This is a genomic window from Pseudomonas sp. Irchel 3H7 (assembly GCF_900187605.1).
Taxonomy (GTDB): domain Bacteria; phylum Pseudomonadota; class Gammaproteobacteria; order Pseudomonadales; family Pseudomonadaceae; genus Aquipseudomonas.
In genome coordinates this window covers 249,098-269,259 of record NZ_FYEA01000011.1, presented here as the reverse complement: position 1 = coordinate 269,259, position 20,162 = coordinate 249,098, and the positions used below count along the sequence as shown (strand labels likewise).

At 58.6% G+C, this 20,162-nt stretch carries 23 protein-coding genes; 6 read left to right on the top strand and 17 right to left on the bottom strand.

Annotation, left to right across the window (positions count from 1 at the left end):
* The first annotated feature begins 80 nt into the window (after positions 1-80).
* Positions 81-1,187: an OmpA family protein gene (locus CKW38_RS21925; RefSeq protein WP_095113852.1), complete on the top strand. Its 1,107-nt coding sequence runs from the start codon at positions 81-83 to the stop codon at positions 1,185-1,187.
* A gap of 23 nt (positions 1,188-1,210) precedes the next feature.
* Positions 1,211-1,858, top strand: a complete 648-nt coding sequence (pdxH, locus tag CKW38_RS21920; RefSeq protein ID WP_095113851.1) for a pyridoxamine 5'-phosphate oxidase — start codon at positions 1,211-1,213, stop codon at positions 1,856-1,858.
* 5 nt (positions 1,859-1,863) lie between these two features.
* Here pdxH and CKW38_RS21915 read toward each other — a convergent pair whose 3' ends face one another.
* Positions 1,864-2,100, bottom strand: a complete 237-nt coding sequence (locus CKW38_RS21915) for a hypothetical protein (RefSeq protein ID WP_007918567.1) — start codon at positions 2,098-2,100, stop codon at positions 1,864-1,866.
* Between the two features lie 180 nt (positions 2,101-2,280).
* Between CKW38_RS21915 and CKW38_RS21910 the strand changes: the two genes are divergently transcribed.
* The gene (locus tag CKW38_RS21910) at positions 2,281-2,745 is read left to right on the top strand and encodes a glycine zipper 2TM domain-containing protein (RefSeq protein ID WP_007918566.1); all 465 of its coding nucleotides are present in this window, start codon (positions 2,281-2,283) and stop codon (positions 2,743-2,745) included.
* 60 nt (positions 2,746-2,805) lie between these two features.
* Here CKW38_RS21910 and CKW38_RS21905 read toward each other — a convergent pair whose 3' ends face one another.
* The 4 genes from CKW38_RS21905 to nhaA form a co-directional block, all read right to left on the bottom strand.
* Positions 2,806-3,039 (bottom strand): hypothetical protein, encoded by a 234-nt coding sequence (locus CKW38_RS21905; protein WP_007918565.1) that lies wholly within the window; start codon positions 3,037-3,039, stop codon positions 2,806-2,808.
* Positions 3,040-3,048: 9 nt separating this feature from the next.
* Complete coding sequence (locus CKW38_RS21900) at positions 3,049-3,303, bottom strand: colicin E3-like toxin immunity protein (protein WP_007918564.1); 255 nt, start codon at positions 3,301-3,303, stop codon at positions 3,049-3,051.
* An 8-nt stretch (positions 3,304-3,311) separates the two neighbouring features.
* Positions 3,312-4,541, bottom strand: coding sequence for an S-type pyocin domain-containing protein (locus tag CKW38_RS21895; RefSeq protein ID WP_095113850.1), 1,230 nt, complete (start codon positions 4,539-4,541; stop codon positions 3,312-3,314).
* 171 nt (positions 4,542-4,712) lie between these two features.
* Entirely contained in the window at positions 4,713-5,897 is a 1,185-nt protein-coding gene (gene nhaA / locus CKW38_RS21890; RefSeq protein WP_095113849.1) for a Na+/H+ antiporter NhaA, read from the bottom strand.
* Positions 5,898-6,148: 251 nt separating this feature from the next.
* Here nhaA and CKW38_RS21885 point away from each other — a divergent pair, with 251 nt between their 5' ends.
* On the top strand, positions 6,149-7,243 hold the full coding sequence (locus CKW38_RS21885; RefSeq protein WP_095113848.1) for a PLP-dependent cysteine synthase family protein: 1,095 nt from the start codon (positions 6,149-6,151) through the stop codon (positions 7,241-7,243).
* A 115-nt stretch (positions 7,244-7,358) separates the two neighbouring features.
* Here the strand turns inward: CKW38_RS21885 and CKW38_RS21880 are convergent, their stop codons facing one another.
* The 3 genes from CKW38_RS21880 to CKW38_RS21870 form a co-directional block, all read right to left on the bottom strand.
* The gene (locus tag CKW38_RS21880) at positions 7,359-8,972 is read right to left on the bottom strand and encodes an NAD(P)/FAD-dependent oxidoreductase (RefSeq protein WP_095113847.1); all 1,614 of its coding nucleotides are present in this window, start codon (positions 8,970-8,972) and stop codon (positions 7,359-7,361) included.
* Between the two features lie 97 nt (positions 8,973-9,069).
* Complete coding sequence (locus CKW38_RS21875) at positions 9,070-9,723, bottom strand: COG3650 family protein (RefSeq protein WP_007918549.1); 654 nt, start codon at positions 9,721-9,723, stop codon at positions 9,070-9,072.
* A 59-nt stretch (positions 9,724-9,782) separates the two neighbouring features.
* Positions 9,783-10,382, bottom strand: a complete 600-nt coding sequence (locus CKW38_RS21870) for a short chain dehydrogenase (RefSeq protein ID WP_095113846.1) — start codon at positions 10,380-10,382, stop codon at positions 9,783-9,785.
* 104 nt (positions 10,383-10,486) lie between these two features.
* On the opposite strand from CKW38_RS21870, the gene CKW38_RS21865 reads away from it, so the two are divergent.
* A complete protein-coding gene (locus CKW38_RS21865; protein ID WP_095113845.1) occupies positions 10,487-11,401 on the top strand; it encodes a LysR family transcriptional regulator in 915 nt (304 codons plus the stop codon).
* A gap of 115 nt (positions 11,402-11,516) precedes the next feature.
* Here the strand turns inward: CKW38_RS21865 and CKW38_RS21860 are convergent, their stop codons facing one another.
* From CKW38_RS21860 to CKW38_RS21815, 9 genes are all read right to left on the bottom strand, one after another.
* Positions 11,517-11,993 carry a DoxX family protein gene (locus tag CKW38_RS21860; RefSeq protein WP_095113844.1) on the bottom strand — a complete coding sequence of 159 codons (477 nt, stop codon included), beginning with the start codon at positions 11,991-11,993 and terminating at the stop codon, positions 11,517-11,519.
* Entirely contained in the window at positions 11,990-12,748 is a 759-nt protein-coding gene (locus CKW38_RS21855) for a DUF2063 domain-containing protein (RefSeq protein ID WP_095113843.1), read from the bottom strand. The genes CKW38_RS21860 and CKW38_RS21855 overlap by 4 nt, the downstream gene beginning before the upstream one ends.
* Entirely contained in the window at positions 12,745-13,632 is an 888-nt protein-coding gene (locus tag CKW38_RS21850) for a DUF692 domain-containing protein (RefSeq protein WP_095113842.1), read from the bottom strand. Before CKW38_RS21850 ends, CKW38_RS21855 begins: the two co-directional genes overlap by 4 nt.
* Before the next feature lie 25 nt (positions 13,633-13,657).
* Positions 13,658-13,963, bottom strand: a complete 306-nt coding sequence (locus CKW38_RS21845; protein WP_007918537.1) for a DUF2282 domain-containing protein — start codon at positions 13,961-13,963, stop codon at positions 13,658-13,660.
* 293 nt (positions 13,964-14,256) lie between these two features.
* Entirely contained in the window at positions 14,257-14,958 is a 702-nt protein-coding gene (locus tag CKW38_RS21840; RefSeq protein WP_007918536.1) for an ABC transporter ATP-binding protein, read from the bottom strand.
* A complete protein-coding gene (gene livG, locus CKW38_RS21835; protein ID WP_007918535.1) occupies positions 14,959-15,726 on the bottom strand; it encodes a high-affinity branched-chain amino acid ABC transporter ATP-binding protein LivG in 768 nt (255 codons plus the stop codon).
* A complete protein-coding gene (locus CKW38_RS21830; protein ID WP_038358181.1) occupies positions 15,723-16,979 on the bottom strand; it encodes a high-affinity branched-chain amino acid ABC transporter permease LivM in 1,257 nt (418 codons plus the stop codon). Before CKW38_RS21830 ends, livG begins: the two co-directional genes overlap by 4 nt.
* Positions 16,976-17,899 (bottom strand): high-affinity branched-chain amino acid ABC transporter permease LivH, encoded by a 924-nt coding sequence (livH, locus tag CKW38_RS21825; RefSeq protein WP_007918526.1) that lies wholly within the window; start codon positions 17,897-17,899, stop codon positions 16,976-16,978. The genes CKW38_RS21830 and livH overlap by 4 nt, the downstream gene beginning before the upstream one ends.
* 231 nt (positions 17,900-18,130) lie before the next feature.
* Entirely contained in the window at positions 18,131-19,258 is a 1,128-nt protein-coding gene (locus CKW38_RS21815) for a branched-chain amino acid ABC transporter substrate-binding protein (protein WP_007918518.1), read from the bottom strand.
* Positions 19,259-19,610: 352 nt separating this feature from the next.
* Here CKW38_RS21815 and CKW38_RS21810 point away from each other — a divergent pair, with 352 nt between their 5' ends.
* Positions 19,611-19,931 (top strand): DUF2288 domain-containing protein, encoded by a 321-nt coding sequence (locus CKW38_RS21810; protein WP_095113841.1) that lies wholly within the window; start codon positions 19,611-19,613, stop codon positions 19,929-19,931.
* Positions 19,932-20,162: the final 231 nt, after the last annotated feature.

Sequence of the window (20,162 nt, the reverse complement as noted above, 5' to 3'; positions counted from 1 at the left end):
AGCGGTTTTTCGTTTCAAAACGGCTGTTTATCCGGGCGAAAGTGCTCTGATTTTTCATTACTTCATTTTGTGGATTTTCAATGTCATCTAAAAAGACCCTCGCCCTGGCCCTGTGTGTAGCGATCACCGGTTGTGCACAGACCCCGAAAAACGATGCGGACGGCGGCAGTTGGTGGCCGTTCGGTTCTTCCGACAAGGTTGCGGCCAAGGAGCCAGCACCGGCTCCAGCCCCTCTGAAACCTGCGGCCACCGCACCCGTGGCCAAGACTGAAAGCAGCAACCCGTGGTACTGGCCGTTCGGTTCTGATGATGAAGCGGTCAAAGCCGACATGAAGGCTGAAGTCGCCCCGGAAGCGAAAAAACCGGCAACCGTGGCCAAAGCTGAAGCCGACGCGGGTGGCAAATGGTGGTGGCCGTTTGGCGGCAAGGATCAGCCAACCACCAAAGCCGTGCCGATGCCCGATCCGAAAGTCACTCAAGCCTGGCTCGACGACTACGAGCCGCGCCTGCGCGAAGCGGTCAAGGACAGCAATCTGCAACTCGAACGCCGTGACAACGTGCTGGTCGTGACTGCACCGGTCGAAGGCTCGTTCAACCCGGATCGTCCAGCCATGTTGCTGCCGGTCACCCTCGGCCCGTTCACCCGCGTGGCGAAAATCCTTGAAGCCGACCCGAAAACGGCCGTGCTGGTCCTTGGTCACAGCGATTCCAGTGGTGCTGCGCCTGCCAACATCAAGCTGAGCCAGGAACGTGCCCAATCGATTGCGGCGATCTTCCGTCTCAGCGGCCTGCAGCGTGATCGCCTGATGCTGCGCGGCATGGGTTCCGAAGCGCCGCGTGCCGCCAACGACAGCGTTGAGGGGCGTGCCCTGAACCGTCGCGTTGAACTGCTGGTGACCCCGCAGAACACCATGGTTGCCCTGTTGAGCAAATACAACATGCCGGCACCGAAGCCAGTGACCATGGTCGCCGCGCAAGACGTCAAGCCAGCCGCCAAACCGGTGACCCCGGCCCCAGCCGCGAAAAAAGCAGCTGTGCCAGCGACCAAAAAAGCTCCGGTGAAAAAAGCTGCTGCCAAGGCGCCGGCTAAAAAGGCCCCGGCCAAGGCCCCAGCGAAAAAGACTGCGCCAGCCAAAGCCGCCGCGACCGACAAGAAAGTCGCCGCGACCGATGCCACCAAGAAGTGATCCGCTAACGAAAGGAATGCGCCATGACCCAGGCTCTGGCAGATATGCGTCGTGATTACACCCGGGATGGTCTGACCGAGGCGCAAGCCCCGGTCGAGCCTTTTGCGCTGTTCCACCAGTGGTTCGCCGACGCGGTGAAAACCGAACAGGTGCCGGTGGAAGCCAACGCCATGACCCTGGCCACGGTCGACCAGGATGGGCGACCGCACTGTCGCATTCTGCTGCTCAAGGGCCTGGACGAGCAGGGCTTCACCTTCTTCACCAACTACGACAGCGCCAAGGGCCAGCACCTGGCGGCCAACCCGTTCGCCGCCATGACCTTCTTCTGGCCGACCCTGGAACGTCAGGTGCGCATCGAAGGGCGGGTGGTGAAGGTCACGCCCGCGGAGTCCGATGCGTATTATCAGGTGCGTCCGCTGGGTAGCCGTCTCGGTGCCTGGGCATCACCGCAGAGCCGGGTGATCAACGGGCGCGGTGAACTGGAAGATTTGCTCAGGGCCACCGAGCAGCGTTTCTCCGATACTCAGCCCGACTGCCCGGAACACTGGGGCGGTTACCGCTTGCTGCCTGAGCGCATCGAATTCTGGCAGGGCCGTCCGAGCCGTCTGCACGATCGCCTCAACTACCGTGTGCAGGGCGCCGACTGGATTCTTGAACGTCTGGCACCCTGAGCAGTCTACCGAGCGGGATAGTCTGCCGCGGCGGCCTCCAGCCACTTCGGCAGATCCCGGCGCTTGATCTTTTGCGCCTGAGCGCGAGCCAGTTGTTCGAGCATGAAGGCACGTTTGCCCTCGTCCTTGCCGGCCAATGACAGCGCCAGGTCGCGATCCATCCAGCGTTTGATCCGCACGTACAACCACCCATGGAAGTACAAACCGGCGGCAGTGGTGACGACGATGATGAAGTAATCCATGAAAATCCTTGGTGTCGGTGGCGCAGATTTGCCAATTTGGCGCTACTGTAGGGGCTACGTCAGGGAGAGCGTGCAGGTGTCTGTACCGCGCCTGAATGAAAGCCAATTTATCCGGGCAGTGTCGTGACAGGCGTCAAGCCACGGAGTTTAATGACTATATGTTTCTTTGGAGTTGATGCTATGCGTAAGTCTGTTCTGCTGGTTGCTTCCTTTTCCACGATGGCGATGTTGCTTACCGGCTGCCAATCGAGCCTGACCGGTGACTCCTACTCCCGTGACGAAGCGCGTCGCGTGCAGACGATTCGCATGGGCACCATCGAATCCCTGCGCCCGGTGAAAATCGAAGGCACCAAAACCCCGATCGGCGGCCTCGCTGGTGCAGCGGTCGGCGGCGTCGGCGGCAGCGCCATCGGCGGCGGCAAGGGCAGCATCGTTGCAGCCGTTATCGGTGCGGTGGCGGGCGGTCTGATCGGTTCGGCAACCGAAGAAGGTCTGACCCGTACCCAGGGTGTGGAAATCACCGTGCGTGAAGACGACGGCAGCATGCGTGCCTATGTGCAGCAGGTGCAGGAGAATGAAGTGTTCCGCGTTGGCGAGCGGGTACGCATCTCCACCGTTGGCGGGACCAGCCGCGTTTCGCACTAAGCGGAATTCAGGGTAAAGAAAACCCCGATCAGGTGACTGGTCGGGGTTTTTTAATGCGTTTCAACGTCCATTGCACGTCAGTTGGAAGGTGACCTTCGGATCGAAGACATTCCTTCCCAGCAGTTTCTCCAGCGCGGCAAGCTGATCATTTGAAAGATCGTAACCCTCCCAGCCTTCCTGCTTACAAGACCAATTCATGATGGCAGCCAAGTTCTCGTCGCATCCGCTAGGCAGGTCTTCTTCAAAAACGAGAAACTCTGTTTTCCTATCGAATGCTTCAATCCTATAAATCATAAGAGACCGTCACCAGACATCGCTGTAGTCAAAAGAGATCTGATAATCGTAAGTTTTGAAGACGATGCCATGTTGAAAATACGGCTGAATGATTGGAACCCATTCTTCGAAAACATTGAAACCGCCATTGTTTATGTTGTTTTCCACCGGTATTCCCAAGGCATTCAAAACGCCCTCATCATCCCCTAAATCCTTGGAATACTCTTCGCCTTCGCACAGATCAGTTTGCTTGTCGTACCACTCTAGCCTCAGTTTTAATCCCATCATCAACCTCACAAATATTTTTTTCTGATGCTTCTTTCATCTTTCGCATCTTCGCGTCGCTCCCCCGTAAAAGGGTCAAACGCGCCTAGGTGAGTTCCGTCACTTGCTCGGTAAACCTCCAACTCTCCGTGCATCGAGTCCCACTCGTAGATTTTTCTACCTTTCGCATCTTTCCACCGTTCCCGAAGTCCTCCGCCTCCTTGTATAGGATTCTTTTTCTGCACCTTTATCAGTCCGGGAAATGCAGTGATTTCCTCTGCTTTTGGAGGCCTATGATAACTATGCCCCGCGGACGGTAAGCCTTTACGTGATGATGTACTGACTACGATGTATACCGGCCTAACACCCGAATTAGCCGGAAACACCAAAATGAAATCCCGATACTCTGGCGGATAAACCGGATTCACCAGAATTCCATCCGCCGCTTTCGTCGGCGGATAAACCCAGATGTGCGGTGCCTGCGGTGCAGCCTCCAGCGCGGGAATACCGAGGATGTCTGAGCCATCCACGGCGGGCGTCCAGATCAGCTCGACGCCTTCGCCCAGATCCGCAATGAACTGGCTGTCTCGCACGGTGAACTGCACGACATCAACCATTTCCCAATCGCGATTCTTGCCGGTGTAGAAGCCGTAGCCCTTCAGGCTGCCGTCGGCCTGCTGTTCGACCCTCAACCGAACACGCGTTCGCGCCTGTTCAAGTCCACGCAGTTGTTCGTCGGTATAGAGCGCGCTGTCACCAAGGCTCGATGGCATGAACAGCGCAACCAAACCAACTAAAGGCGCAACAGCCGCACTAGATACAGCTGCGGGCAGTGTTTCAAACACCGATCCCGCCAAAACCAGACTGCCAAATCCAGCCGGAATAGCGGTTGCACCGATTTTCTTGAGAGGAACTGCGCCGCTTTCATCGGCCTCACGCGCGCCCAGCAGGATCAGGTCGCCGTAATCCTTCAGGCTGTCGGTCGGCACCATCCCCGAAGGACTGGAGTAATCGATAATCGCATCCGGCAATTTGCAGGACTTGGCGAATACGCAGCCGGCACGGACGGGCTCTGTCTTTTTGACCGCCACCTCACGGCTGCGCTCGAAAGCCTCCTGCCGCGCCAGCATGGCGTCGTAAGCGTTTTGTCTGGCGTCGCGCTCGGCCAGTTCAGTGGCCGTCATGTAGCGGTAGGTGACGTGATGCCCGTCGCCTTGCGGTGGGTTGGAAACCCGGGGAATGTCCTTGTTGCCAGCCACTGATCGTCCTTTCGTTCATCCGTCGACAGCCCTTCGCAAAGGGCTGCGCAACGTTAACGAAGCAGGAAAATGATGGCTGTAGGACGCGTCGCTAAAGACGTGGGGATTGTTCGCTGTGTAACGAGAACGCAGGAAGTTTGTGGCGAGGGTGCTTGACCCTCGCCACAGAGGTTATATCGGTTGGGAGTTCTTGCGACTCGCCGCCGCCGTCACCGCATAACCAATCAGCGCCGCCAGAATCGAGCCGGTCAAAATGCCCATCCGGTCCATGCCAGCGTAGTCACTCACACCCGGCTCAAACGCCAGCGAACCGACAAACAGGCTCATGGTGAAGCCGATACCGCAAAGGATAGCTACGCCCATGACCTGGCCCCAGTTGGCGCCTTGGGGCAGGGTGGCGATGCCGATCTTCACGGCCAGCCATGTCAGGCCGAAAACACCGACCGTCTTGCCCAACAGCAGGCCCACCGCGATGCCCATCGGCACGTGATGGGTGAAGCTTTCCACGGTGACGCCGCTCAGCGACAGGCCAGCGTTGGCAAAGGCGAACAGCGGCAGAATGCCGTAGGCCACCCATGGGTGCAGCGCATGTTCGAGGGTCAGCAGTGGCGACGGCTCCGCGTTTTTCGTGCGCAATGGAATGCAGAAGGCCAGGGTCACGCCGGCCAATGTGGCATGGACGCCGCTCTTGAGTACGCAAACCCAGAGGATCAAGCCGATGATCATGTACGGCCCGAGCTTGACCACCCCGAGCCGGTTCATCGCCACCAGCGCTGCAATGCACGCTGCCGCCAGCCCCAGCGACAGAGTCGACAGTTCGCCGGAGTAGAAGATCGCAATGATCACGATGGCGCCGAGGTCATCGATGATTGCCAGGGTCATCAGAAACAGCTTCAGCGATACCGGCACGCGCTTGCCGAGCAAGGCCAGCACGCCGAGGGCGAAGGCGATGTCGGTCGCGGTCGGGATCGCCCAGCCGTCGAGGGCTGCCGGATTGTCACGGTTGAGGAACCAGTAGATCAGCGCCGGCACCAGCATGCCGCCGATAGCGGCTGCACCGGGCAGGACGATCTGTGAAGGCTTTGACAGTTGGCCGTCGAGGACTTCGCGTTTCACTTCCAGGCCGATGAGCAGGAAGAACATCGCCATCAGACCGTCGTTGATCCACAGCAGCAGAGGTTTAGCGATTTTCAACGCACCGATCTGCGCCACCACCGGGGTGTCGAGCAGGCCGGTGTACAGCCACGACAGTGGCGAGTTGTTGATAATCAGGGCGAGGACAGCAGCGGCGATCAATAACAGACCGCTGGCAGCTTCCAACTGAAAGAAACGCGTGAAAGTGCTACGCAGAGGCAAGGTCGCTCTCCATCGAATAGTCAAAAAGGTGGGACACCCTAACCCGTACTGTTAGTTGTTAAAACAAAAGTTATATTCTTTTTTGTTATATGGCGTTACAAGGCGTCTGGCGCAAGCCACGCTGAGCCTAGCAGTTGCCTGACATATTGAGACTCAGCTGTATCTGTGCGCGCTATAGGATTTTTCCTAAGCTGATGAGCGAGCCTTTCGAATAGATTCCTCTCCTGCCCGATTCAACGAGAACCATCACCATGAGCGACAACCGACAGTGGGCCCGCGAAGCCATCCGCATCATCGAGGCGGATTTTCAGCGCAGCGCCGACACCCACCTGATCCCTTTGCCGCTGCCAGGTTTTGCGGGTATCGAGTTGTATTTCAAGGATGAGTCCAGTCATCCAACCGGCAGCCTTAAACATCGCCTGGCTCGTTCGCTGTTTCTCTATGCATTGTGTAACGGCTGGCTCAAGCCCGGCGCCCCGGTGATCGAGGCGTCCAGCGGTTCTACAGCCATTTCCGAGGCGTACTTTGCACGGATGCTCGGTTTGCCGTTTATAGCGGTGATGCCGGCGACCACCTCGAAAGAGAAAATCGCCCAGATCGCGTTCTACGGTGGTCAGAGCCATCTGGTGAAAGATCCGACGCAGATCTACGCCGAATCCGAGCGTTTGGCCCGCGAGCATGGCGGCCACTTCATCGACCAGTTCACCTACGCTGAACGCGCCACCGACTGGCGCGCGAACAACAACATTGCCGAATCGATCTTCCAGCAGATGCGTTACGAGAAGCACCCGGAACCGAGCTGGCTGATTTCCAGCCCCGGCACCGGCGGCACCACCGCGACTCTGGGTCGTTATGTGCGTTATCGCCAGCATTGCACCCGCGTGTTGTGCGCGGATGCCGAGCGTTCGGTGTTCTTCGATTACTACCAGACCGGCGACGCCGGTTTGCGCCTGGAGTGCGGTTCGCGCATTGAAGGCATTGGCCGGCCACGCGTTGAGGCGTCGTTCCTGCCCAAGGTGATTGATGCAATGGTCAAAGTGCCCGACGCCTTGTCGCTGGCGGCCATGCATTATCTGGCGCAGCGGCTGGGGCGGCATGTCGGTGGGTCGAGCGGGACCAACCTGATCGGCGCCTTGATGGCGGCGCAGCAGATGAAAGCGGCGGGGGAGTCGGGGTCGATCGTGGCGATTCTGTGCGATGGCGGCGAGCGGTATGCCGACACTTATTACGATCAGGATTGGCTGAAGGCGCAGGGGTATGAATTGAATGGGTTGATCGAAGCGGTGGCGGCGAGTGCCGAGCGCGGTGAGCCGCTGCCGACCTCAGTGCTACGCGCGAATATCTGACACACCGAAATCAACTGTAGGAGTGAGCCTGCTCGCGATGGCGTAATAACATTCAACATTGATGTTGAATGGAATACCGCTATCGCGAGCAGGCTCACTCCTACAGGGTTTTGTGTCAGTCAGTCAGGCCGAGGATGTCGCGTGCCACGGCTTCGGCAATGCGAATCCCGTCAACACCTGCCGACAGAATCCCGCCCGCATAACCCGCGCCTTCACCGGCCGGGAACAAGCCCTTCACGTTCATGCTCTGCAGCGTTTCGTTACGAGTGATGCGCAGCGGTGACGAAGTACGCGTTTCGATCCCCGTCAACACCGCATCATGCAGCGAATACCCGCGAATCTGTTTCTCGAACGCCGGCAAGGCTTCGCGGATTGCCTCGATGGCAAAGTCCGGCAAGGCCAGGGCCAGATCGCCCAGCGCCACACCCGGTTTGTACGACGGCTCGACTTCACCCAGCTCGGTCGAAGGAATGTCGTTGATAAAGTCGCCAACCAGTTGCGCCGGTGCTTTGTAATCGCTGCCACCCAGAATGAACGCGTGGGATTCCAGGCGTTCCTGCAACTCGATCCCTGCCAGCGGGCCACCCGGATAATCGACTTCCGGGGTGATGCCGACGACGATGCCGGAGTTGGCGTTGCGCTCGTTACGCGAGTACTGGCTCATGCCGTTGGTGACCACGCGATTCGGCTCGGAAGTCGCCGCGACCACGGTGCCGCCCGGGCACATGCAGAAGCTGTAGACCGAGCGGCCGTTCTTGGCGTGGTGCACCAGTTTGTAGTCGGCAGCCCCGAGTTTCGGGTGGCCAGCGTATTTGCCCAGACGTGCACGGTCGATCAGCGATTGCGGGTGTTCGATGCGGAAACCCACCGAAAACGGCTTGGCTTCCATGAACACGCCACGGCTGTGGAGCATGCGGAAAGTGTCGCGGGCGCTGTGGCCGAGGGCCAGAACCACGTGTTTCGAATGCAGGGTTTCGCCGCTGGCCAGTTGTACGCCGACCAATTGGCCGTCCTCGATCAGCACGTCGGTGACGCGTTCCTGGAAGCGCACTTCGCCGCCCAGTTCGCGGATCTGCTCGCGCATGTTTTCAACCATGCCGGTCAGACGGAATGTACCGATGTGCGGCTTGCTGACGTAGAGGATTTCTTCCGGCGCGCCGGCCTTGACGAACTCGTGCAGGACTTTACGGCCGAGGAACTTCGGATCCTTGATCTGGCTGTATAGCTTGCCGTCGGAGAACGTGCCCGCGCCGCCTTCGCCGAACTGCACGTTGGACTCGGGGTTGAGCACGCTTTTACGCCACAGGCCCCAAGTGTCTTTGGTGCGCTGGCGGACTTCGGTGCCGCGTTCGAGGACGATCGGCTTGAAGCCCATTTGCGCCAGCAGCAGGCCAGCGAAGATGCCGCACGGGCCGAAACCGACAACGATCGGGCGCTGGCTCAGGTCGCTCGGCGCTTCGCCGACGAATTTGTAGCTGACATCCGGCGCCATGTTGACGTTACGGTCGTCGGCGAACTTGCCCAACACCTTGGCCTCGTCGCGCACTTCGAGGTCGACGGTGTAGATGAAGCACAGTTCGGAGGACTTTTTGCGCGCATCGTAGCTGCGCTTGAACAAGGTGAAATCGTGCAGATCATCGCTGGCGATGCCCAGACGTTGCACGATGGCAACGCGCAGGTCTTCTTCGGGATGGTCGATTGGCAGCTTGAGTTCAGTGATTCGTAACATGGCGAGGATCCGGGTTCGCGGGGCGCACAACTGCGCCAGGGCGTTTGAAGGCCGCGATTATAAGCCGCAAAGGCCGGATCCGGTGAGGCTAAAACGCTCAGTCGTTGCGCGATCCGCCGAAATACCCGCAACCGCGTTGCACCTGACCGTCGATGCGCAACTCGGCGCTCATGTGTTGCACGCTACCGGTGCTGCTGTCGACGCAGCGTTGCGGCGCGACCCACAATTCGATGCGCTGGTTGTTGGCTTCGCTGCTCAGATTGAAGCGACCGTCGCCCAATTGATCTTCAATATACGGCACGGCAAGTGGCGGCTGACCTGCGCGGTCGATGACCATGCCTTTGCCGCTGACTTTGACATTCCATTCCGGGCCATGACCGGCGGCGCGCAGGATCAGCAGTTTGAAATTCGGATCATCACAGGCAGTGCCGGAACGCTCGACGCGATACAGCTGCGTCAGGTCGAGTCGATCACCGGCGACTTTGCCGCGAACGTCGGCAAACAGTTTGCCTTGCTCGTCGGCGAGGGTTGCAGCCTCTTGCAGAATGCTGGTGCCACCAATGTCATTGACGACGAGTTGGCGCTGATCCTGGCATGGCTGGAACACCAGTTTGCCGTCAGCGGCGGTCAGTTGACCCTGCATCCGTGTCTGCCCGACGTGCGAGGCACTTTCTCGCTGGCCATCGAGCAACTGGCAAGCGGCAAACAACGGCAGCAGGGCAACAAGGACTAACGAACGGGCAACACGCATCTTCGGCTCTCCAGACAAGTGCCGCCACGTTACGCAGCCTGACCGTTCATCACAAGGGTTTAGCCCACGTGAAATGTCTGACCTGTCTGCAGGCCTTCGACACTTTTCGCGTAGGCCAATGCCACATCTGCCGCAGGAACCGGCTTGTAACCACGGAAATACGGAGCGTAGCTGCCCATGGCTTCGAGCAGTACGGTCGGGCTGATCGAGTTCACTCGCAGGCCACGCGGCAATTCAATGGCCGCTGCGCGTACAAAACTGTCCAGCGCACCATTGACCAACGCTGCCGATGCGCCGCTGCGGATCGGATCGTGGCTGAGCACGCCGGTGGTGAAGGTGAATGACGCGCCGTCGTTGGCGAACTCGCGGCCAATCAGCAGCAAATTGACCTGGCCCATCAGTTTGTCTTTGAGGCCGAGAGCGAAGCTGTCTTCCGTCATCTCACCCAGCGGTGCGAAGGTGACGTTGCCGGCGGCGCACACCAGTGCGTCGAACTTGCCGGTTTTTTCGAACAGCTTGCGGATCGATGCACTGTCGCTGATATCCACCTGCAAGTCACCGCTGTTGCGGCCGATGCGGATGACTTCGTGGCGTTCCGAGAGTTCTTTGTCCACCGCCGAACCAATGGTGCCGCCAGCGCCTATCAACAGAATCTTCATCGAGCTGTACCTCAAGTGATTGAACGAGGTTTCAGTCTAGAGTGGTTTTTTCTGTGGATAAGCGCGCTAATAGGCAACCTTTGGTTTTCAAATGGAAACAATCCATGAGCGAAATGGATGATCTGGCGGCGTTCGCGGTGCTGATCGAAGCGGGCAGTTTTACCTTGGCGGCGCAGCAATTGGGCTGTAGCAAAGGGCAGTTGTCCAAGCGCATCAGCCAGCTCGAAGCGCGGTTTTCTGTGGTGTTGCTGCAACGCACCACTCGACGCTTGAGCCTGACCGCTGCCGGCGCAGCATTGTTACCACAAGCGCAGGCGCTGGTCGTCCAGGTGGAAAGGGCGCGTCAGGCCTTAGCGCGGTTGAAGGACGATATGGCCGGCCCGGTGCGCATGACGGTGCCGGTTTCGTTGGGGGAAACCTTCTTCGATGGTTTGTTGCTGGAGTTCTCGCATCAATACCCTGAGGTGCAGATTGAGCTGGAGCTGAACAACAGTTACCGCGATCTGTCACGGGACGGCTTTGATCTGGCGATCCGCAGTGAGGTGGCCAATGACGAACGGCTGGTGGCCAAGCCGTTGTTGGCCTGGCAGGAAATGACCTGCGCCAGCCCGGCGTATCTCGAGCGTTTCGGTGAACCGCTGACGCCACAGGCTCTGGCCGAGCATCGCTGCTTGCTCAACAGCCACTACAGCGGACGTGAGGAATGGCTGTATCACCAGCAGCATGAATTGTTACGGGTGCGAGTATCAGGACCGTTTGCCAGCAACCATTACAACTTGCTGAAGAAAGCCGCACTCAGTGGCGCCGGGATTGCGCGGTTGCCTTCCTACTTGCTGCAGGCGGAATTGGCTGACGGCCGATTGCGCTGGCTCCTGCGTGACTTTCAGACCCGACGTATGCCGATGTACCTGGTGCATCCGTATCAGGGTGGATTACCAAAACGCACGCAAGTGCTCGCGGATTATCTGATCGGTTGGTTCAAGCGCAGCGGCGAGGCGCTGGATCGACTTCAGCACTGATCATATGAATATAAACCCCATGTAGGAGCTGCCGAAGGCTGCGATTTTTTGATTTTGTTTTTTTCAAAGCAAGATCAAAAGATCGCAGCCTTCGGCAGCGCCTACAGGTCGGCGTTCAGTTGGTGAAGTGGCGGGCGATCAGATGATCAATCGACAACTTGCCCGGCCCCGTCGCCATCAAATACAGCAACACCGCCGCCCAGGTGCCGTGAGTCGGATAGGCATCGGGATACACAAACAGTTGAATGGTCAGGGTCATGCCCAACAACGCCAGCGCCGAAAACCGCGTAGCGAAGCCAATCAGAATCAGCATCGGAAAGAAGTGCTCGGCGAACGCCGCCATGTGTGCGGCAATCTCTGGGGACAGCAGCGGTACGTGGTATTCGCTCTTGAACAACGGAATCGTCGAGTCGGCGAGACGTGGCCAGCCGAGTTGAAAGCTGCCGTCGATCAGATCGATGGCCAGGCCTTCAACCTTGGTTTGCCCTGATTTCCAGAACACCGCGGCAATCGAGAAACGTGCAATGAACGCGATCAGGCTGTGGGGGATTTTTTCCAGCAGCGCGATGGCGCGGGTGATGAGCGTTTTCATGGCAGTTCCTTGTTATTCAATTGGGTAATGGCGTTGCGCGCGATCAGCAAGCCGAGGGTTTGCGCGAGGTCGAACTCAGGGCTGTTTTCAGCCGCTGCCAGCAGTGGCTGGCCCTCGATCAGGTTGCGGATAAACCTGCTGGCGCCGGGGTCGAGGGCAAACACTTCGACGTCCAGGCCGTTGCGCAACACCAGCGCGTGTTGCCTTTGGTTGATGTCGATCCCCTCCAGCGTCGAGTCGTGTTGATGTGCGCCCCAGATCGCGACTACGGCATAGGCTGAGTCGAGCAGGTGAAGGGAGGGATGAAGGTTGAGGCGCAGCTCACTCAGCGTTTGCGCATCAGCCAGTGCTGCCGTGATCTGTTCCGCGCGCACGGGCAGGGCGTCGGCCGCGTGGTAGGCGAGGGTGCGCAAGTGCTCAAGACGCGCCACGTCTGCCAGATAAGGCACGCCGCCGGCCGGTTCAAACGCTGCAATGAAGTCCGCAAATGTTTCTCCGTAGCGACTCATCAACGGACTCTGCGGCGGCAGCTGTTGTACGAAAACGGCCGCCATGGCGTGGAAGAATTCATCGCCGACCAATTGCGCAACCACCGGGCAACTGTCGCTCAACGCATTGATCAGCGAAGCCTGTACGTTGTTGCGATACACCGCGAAACGGCTCGCCGGATCAGCACCGTTGGCGCTGCACAGGCCTTCGGGGCAGGGTAACCGGGTGTCGATCAGCGCGGCAGCGAAAGCGCGTTGAGTACTCATGTGCGTGCTCCAGCATCCAGCAAAAGTGCATCAGCTTGCTGAGCTTCCGCCAGCAGCACCGCAAACGCCGGCACTTGATTGTCGCGCTCGATCAACGTCGCCACCGGACCGATGCGTTGCAGCACTTGCCGGTACAAACCCCAGACGGCTTGATCGATCGGCGCGCCGTGATCGTCGATCAGCAAGCGATCGCCAAGGCTGTCGCTATCTTCGGCGAACCCGGCCAGATGAATTTCACCCACCGTGTGTAATGGCAGCGCATCGAGATACGCCAGTGGATCACGCTGATGGTTCACGCAGGAAACGTAGACATTGTTGACGTCCAGCAACAGTCCACAGCCGCTGCGGTGTACGACCTCGGCGATGAAGTCAGGCTCATCGATGGTCGAACGCTGAAAGGCCAGATAGGTCGCTGGATTCTCCAGCAACATGGGACGTTTGAGTGTGTTCTGCACCTGATCAATATGCTCGCAAACGCGGTTCAGCGTCGGCGTGTCATAGGCCAGTGGCAGCAGGTCATTGAGAAACACCGGGCCGTGGCTCGACCAGGCCAGATGCTCAGAAAAGGCTTGCGGTTGATAGCGCCGCATCAGTTCGGCAAGGCGCTTGAGATGCTGTTTATCCAGCGGCCCTTCAGCACCGATGGACAAGCCAACACCGTGCAGCGACAGCGGATACTGCTCGCGGATCAAACCGAGAAAATGATGAAACGGACCGCCGGCCACCATGTAGTTTTCGGCGTGGACTTCGAAGAAACCGATGTCCGGTTGTGAGCCGAGCACTTCACGAAAGTGCCCGGTCTTGAGTCCCAGCCCGGCACGGGACGGGAGCCCGGTGCGGGCTGCCTGAGTGCCGGAGGGAACATGGTCGTTGATTGTGAGCATGATCGTCACTCAGGCAGACCAACGATCAGGACTTGGCTTTGAAGGCTTCCATCTGACCGAAACCGGTCGGCGAAGTCTTGCTCTCGGTGGTGGCGCAGGTGCCCTTTGGAACGAGTTTCCAGGCATTGGCCTGATAGTCCATTTTCGACGTGCCGGCACAGGTAGTGCCTGCACCGGCGGCGCAATCGTTATGACCTTTCATGGCCACGCCGAAGCATTTTTCCATGTCGGCGTCAGCGGCGTGGACGGTCGATACAGCAGCCATGCTCAGGGCAGAACCGAGGGCCAGAACCAGGGCGGTGGCGGACAGGGTGCGAGTGGTAGCAGTCATGATGTTTCTCCAGTCTTGGTCAGGGTTTTTACAAGCGCGTTTGCGCTTGCTTGTCCCTCTAGAGAAACGAGGTGGCGTTGCGTTACAGCCCGCTCATAATCTTTTTTGGAAAAACGCAAAACCCTGTAGGAGTGAGCCTGCTCGCGATGGCGTCATGTCAGATACTGGCGATGTTGAATGACACGACGCCATCGCGAGCAGGCTCACTCCTACAAGGGATTTTTGGAGAATCTGAAAATTGTGCAGGCACAAAAAAACGGCCCGAAGGCCGTTTGTTTGTTTGGCGACATGCATCAACCGCCGAGATACGCCTCGCGTACTTTCGGGTCGGTCAGCAGCGCTTCACCGGTGCCTTGCATGACCACGCGGCCGTTCTCCAGAACGTAGGCGCGGTCAGCGATTTTCAGCGCCTGGTTGGCGTTCTGCTCGACCAGGAACACCGTCACACCATCCTTGCGCAGCATTTCGATGATGTCGAAAATCTGCTGGATGATGATCGGTGCCAGGCCCAGCGACGGCTCGTCGAGCAGCAGCAGTTTCGGCTTGCTCATTAACGCACGGCCGATGGCGAGCATCTGCTGTTCGCCGCCGGACATGGTGCCGCCGCGCTGGTTGAAGCGTTCTTTCAGGCGCGGGAACAGGCCGAGAACCTTGTCCATTTGCTCCTGATAGTCGCCCTTGTCGGTGAAGAAGCCGCCCATGGACAGGTTTTCTTCAACGGTCAGACGGGCGAACACCCGACGACCTTCCGGCACCACGGCAATGCTCTTGCGCATGATCTGCGACGAGTCCTGGCCGACCAGTTCCTCACCCATGTAGCGGATGCTGCCGCTGTGCGCCTGCGGCGAACCGCAGAGCGTCATCAGCAGCGTGGACTTGCCGGCACCGTTGGCGCCGATCAGGGTCACGATCTCGCCCTGACGGACTTCGACGTTGACGTTGTGCAGGGCCTGGATCTTGCCGTAGAAGGTGGAAACGTTTTCGAACTGCAGCATTTACGCTTCCCCCAGGTAGGCTTTGATCACTTCAGGATTGTCGCGGATCTGTTCCGGCGTGCCGTCAGCCAGAGGCGTGCCCTGGTTGATCACGACGATGTGGTCGGAAATGCTCATGACCAGTTTCATGTCGTGTTCGATCAACAGCACGGTGACGTTGTGCTCTTCACGCAGCACGCTTATCAGCGCCTTGAGGTCTTCGGTTTCTTTCGGGTTCAGACCAGCGGCCGGTTCGTCGAGCATGAGGATCCGCGGACGGGTCATCATGCAACGAGCGATTTCCAGACGCCGTTGCTGACCGTAGGCCAGGGTGCCGGCGGTACGGTTGGCGAACTCTTTGAGGTTGACCTTTTCCAGCCAGTACTCGGCAAACTCCATGGCCTCGCGCTCGCTTTTGCGGAACGCCGGGGTCTTGAACAGGCCGGACAGGAAGTTGGTGTTGAGGTGACGGTGCTGGGCGATCAACAGGTTCTCGACCGCCGTCATGTCCTTGAACAAGCGCACGTTCTGGAAGGTACGCACCACGCCTTTGAGGGCGATCTTGTGGCCCGGCAGGCCTTGAATCGGCTCGCCGTCCAGCAGGATGCTGCCGCCGGTGGGCTGATAGAAACCGGTCAGGCAGTTGAACACGGTGGTCTTGCCCGCGCCGTTCGGCCCGATCAATGCAACCACCTGTTTCTCTTTGACTGTCAGGGCCACACCGTTGACCGCGAGCAAACCGCCGAAGCGCATGCTCAGGTTTTCGACTTTAAGGATCTCGCGGCTCATTTTCGCAACTCCATGTGTGGGCGTTGCATCGGCAGCAGACCTTGTGGACGCCAAATCATCATCAACACCATCAGGGCACCGAACATCAACATGCGGTACTCGCTGAACTCACGCATCATTTCCGGCAACAGGATCATCACCACGGCCGCCAGGATCACGCCCAACTGCGAGCCCATGCCACCCAACACAACGATGGCGAGGATGATCGCCGACTCGATGAAGGTGAACGACTCCGGCGTCACCAGACCCTGACGCGCAGCGAAGAAGCTACCGGCGAAACCGGCGAATGCAGCGCCGAGAGTGAACGCGGAGAGCTTGATGATCGTTGGATTCAGACCCAGTGCACGGCAAGCGATTTCATCTTCACGCAGCGCTTCCCACGCACGACCGATCGGCATGCGCAGCAGACGGTTGATGACGAACAGCGCCGCCAGCGCCAGCAGTAGCGCAACCAGGTAGAGGAAAATCACCTTGTTGATCGAGTTGTATTGCAGGCCAAAATACTCGTGGAAGGTTTGCATGCCTTCCGCAGCCTTGCGTTCAAAGGTCAGACCGAAGAACGTCGGTTTCTCGATGTTGCTGATGCCGTTCGGGCCACCGGTGATGTCGGTCAGGTTACGCAGGAACAGACGGATGATCTCACCGAAGCCGAGGGTCACGATCGCCAGATAGTCACCGCGCAGACGCAACACCGGGAAGCCCAGCAGGAAGCCGAACGTCGCCGCCATCAGGCCGGCAATCGGCAGGCAGATCCAGAAGCTCAGGCCGTAGTAGTGCGACAGCAGCGCGTAGCTGTAGGCGCCGACGGCGTAGAAACCGACGTAACCGAGGTCGAGCAGACCGGCCAGACCGACGACGATGTTCAGACCGAGGCCGAGCATCACGTAGATCAGGATCAGCGTCGCGATATCCACCGCGCCACGGGAGCCGAAGAACGGCCACACCAGCGCCACCAGGATCAGCGCAATGATGAAATAGCGCTGGGTGGTTGGCAGGGTGAGGAAGTTGCTCGCCTTGGCCGGAATCAGCGGCAGGCCCGGCGACGCACGCCAGGCTTTGCTGATCTGCTGGTTGAACAGCACGCGCAGGAACATCAGCACCGAACAGATGGCGATGGTCGCCAGCACGGTCGGGCTGGTGTTGTGCACTTCCAGGTTGATGCCGACGATGGTCAGTTTCAAACCGAGTACCGGGTAGGCCACGGCCCACACCAGCAAGGCACTGAACAGTGCCTGTTTAAGATTCCTAGTCATACTTTCTCAACCTCCGGACGGCCCAGAATGCCGGTCGGACGGAACAACAGCACCAGAACCAACAAGCCGAATGCCACGACGTCCTTGTACTGGTCGCCGAAGATATCGGCACCAAAGGCTTCTGCCACCCCAAGCACCAGCCCGCCGAGCATGGCGCCGGGGATGCTGCCGATACCGCCAAGTACCGCAGCGGTGAAGGCTTTGAGGCCGACGAGGAAACCGGCGTTCGGGTTGATCACCCCGTATTGCATGCTCAGCAGCACAGCCGCAACGGCTGCCAGCGCGGCACCAATGACGAAGGTCAGGGCGATGATGTTGTTGGTGTTGATGCCGAGCAGGTTGGCCATCTTGATGTCTTCGGCGCAGGCGCGGCAGGCGCGACCCAAGCGAGAGCGGGAGATGAACAGCGTCAGGCCGAGCATGGCGATCAGGGTCACCACGAACACCACGATTTGCATGTAGGAAATCAGCACTTCTTGTGCGCCACCTGGGCCGAAGGCAATGTTGCCCGGAATCAGGTTGGGGATAGCTTTGTCCTTGGAGTCTTGCGCCAGCAGAACCGTGTTCTGCAGGAAGATCGACATACCGATCGCGGAAATCAGCGGAATCAGACGGTTGCTGCCGCGCAGGGGGCGGTAGGCGATCCGTTCGATGCTGTAACCGTAGGAACTGGTGACGACGATACTGGCGATGAACGCCGCCGTCATCAACAGCGGGACACTGTCGAGTCCCATCATGGTCAACCCGGCGATGGCGATGAACGCCACGTAAGAGCCGATCATGTACACCTCGCCGTGGGCGAAGTTGATCATTCCAATGATGCCGTAAACCATCGTGTAGCCGATGGCGATCAAGGCATACATGCTGCCAACGTTCAGGCCGTTAACCAGCTGTTGGAAGAAGTGATAGATGTCAGGCATTACAGCGCTCCTAAAAACCTGATACGCATTTCACTGGTGGAGTCATTTTCCCGCCCGGCCCCGTGGATCTTTATCCACTTCGAATCCGGGTTTTGCCAGCGAACCGCTGATGACGGTTTTGAGATTTTCAGGTGGGGAGACTGGCGGATCACGCCAGCGCGGCCCAATACATTCGTAAAACAAAGCCCACGGCACGCCGTGGGCTTTATTGGCAGTCAGTCAGGCAGCGCCTTACTGAGGCGATACTTCAGTTTTAGGTTTGCCGTTGTGCCACTCGTAGACCACGAATTTGAAGTCTTTCAAGTCGCCCTTGGCGTCGAAGCTCAGGTCGCCAGTCGGGGTCTTGAAGGTACCGGCGTGAATGGCTTCAGCCACTTTGGTCGCGTCTTCGGACTTGGCTGCCTTGATGCCTTCGGCAATCACTTCAACCGCCGAGTAGGACGGGAACACGAACGGACCGCTTGGATCTTCTTTCTTCGCTTTGAAGGCATCGGCCAGGGCGATGTTGGCTGGATCCTGGTCGAAGGATTTCGGCAGGGTCACCAGCAGGCCTTCGGACGCGTCCTTGGCGATCTGAGTGATCGAGTCGTTACCCACGCCTTCCGGACCCATGAACTTGGCTTTCAGACCCTTTTCCTGTGCTTGACGCAGGATCAGACCCAGCTCCGGGTGGTAGCCGCCGTAGTAGACGAAATCGACGTTGGCTTGCTTGAGTTTGGCGATGATCGCCGAGAAATCTTTGTCGCCGGCGTTGACGCCTTCGAACACGGCAACTTTGGTGCCTTTCTTCTCGAGGGTCGATTTCACCGCGGTGGCGATGCCTTCACCGTACTGTTGCTTGTCGTGCAGGACGCCGACAATTTTCGGTTTCACGTGGTCGGCAATGTAGTTACCGGCGGCAGGGCCCTGGGCGCTGTCCAGACCGATGGTGCGGAAGACCATTTTGTAACCACGGGCGGTGATGTCCGGGCTGGTGGCAGCCGGGGTGATCATGATCACGCCTTCGTCTTCGTAGATGTCCGAAGCCGGTTGAGTGGAGCTGGAGCACAGGTGACCGACGACGAACTTGACGCCGTCGTTGACGACCTTGTTCGCAACCGCTACCGCTTGTTTTGGATCGCAGGCATCGTCGTATTCAACGGCTTCAAGTTTCTTGCCGTCGACGCCGCCCTTGGCGTTGATTTGCTCGATGGCCATTTTTGCGCCACTGAACTGCATGTCGCCGTACTGGGCTACTGGACCGGTTTTAGGACCGGCGATACCGATTTTGATGGTGTCAGCTGCGAACGAATGGCTGGCAACCCCGGCCAGAACCATAGCGGCAAACAGTTTGGAAATCTGCTTAGTAGCCTTAGTCATAGTGCTCCACTCTTACTGTTGTAATTTTTTTGAGTTCTGGCGCCGTAGCAGCAGAACCGGGTCAGATATCTTTGCGATACCCTCCGGAAATGCCCCCGGCAACTGTACCGGTACAGTGTAGAGCGCCGGTTGTCAGCCTGGGAAGCGGGCGCCGAGGGGCAAAACTTGGGGGTGTCGCATTTTTGAATGAAAAAGACAGAATTGCGGCGGGGCGTTGGTGGGCATATAGCCCAATCAGCAGCATTCCCTGGCGTTCCTGCTCTTTTCGTTCGGTACAGCCATTTGCAACCGGGTTTTGCTGACGGACCACCGACGTTATTATTCGCGTCGATTTCTTTTCCGGACAGCTCCCATGAATCAAGAACCTAGCACCCTCTATGCCAAGCTGCTTGGTGAAACCGCATCTATTACCTGGAAAGAGTTGGAGCCGTTCTTCGCCAAGGGTGCCCTATTGTGGGTCGACCCCGCGCTCGATTTGATCGCCGCTGCCGAGGCCGTGGCGTCGGATGAAGGCGAGAAAGTGGCTGCCTGGCTGGCCGCAGACAAAGTCGCCAAGCTGTCTGAATCGCGGGCGCTGGATCTTTTCGAACGTGATCCACAGCTGTGGGCAGTGGTGGTTTCGCCGTGGATTCTGATCCAGGAAAGGGCGGTCGCTGCTGGCGTCGCACCTTGATGGTGCGACCGGCCGTCAGCGGAAAGTGTGTAGCGGAGTAGCGTGATGGCACGTTGCCGTGAAGAATCGCCACAAGCGCGGGTGACCTCACGGTGACGTAAACGTAACGGGAACAGTTTAGTAAGCAGCCTAACGGCTGCTTAATTGTTTCTGGATATTGGAAAGGCTGAAATCTTCAGTGAATTTCAGGGCCTCTTCGCTGGCAAGCCAGCTCCCACAGGTTTTGTGGTT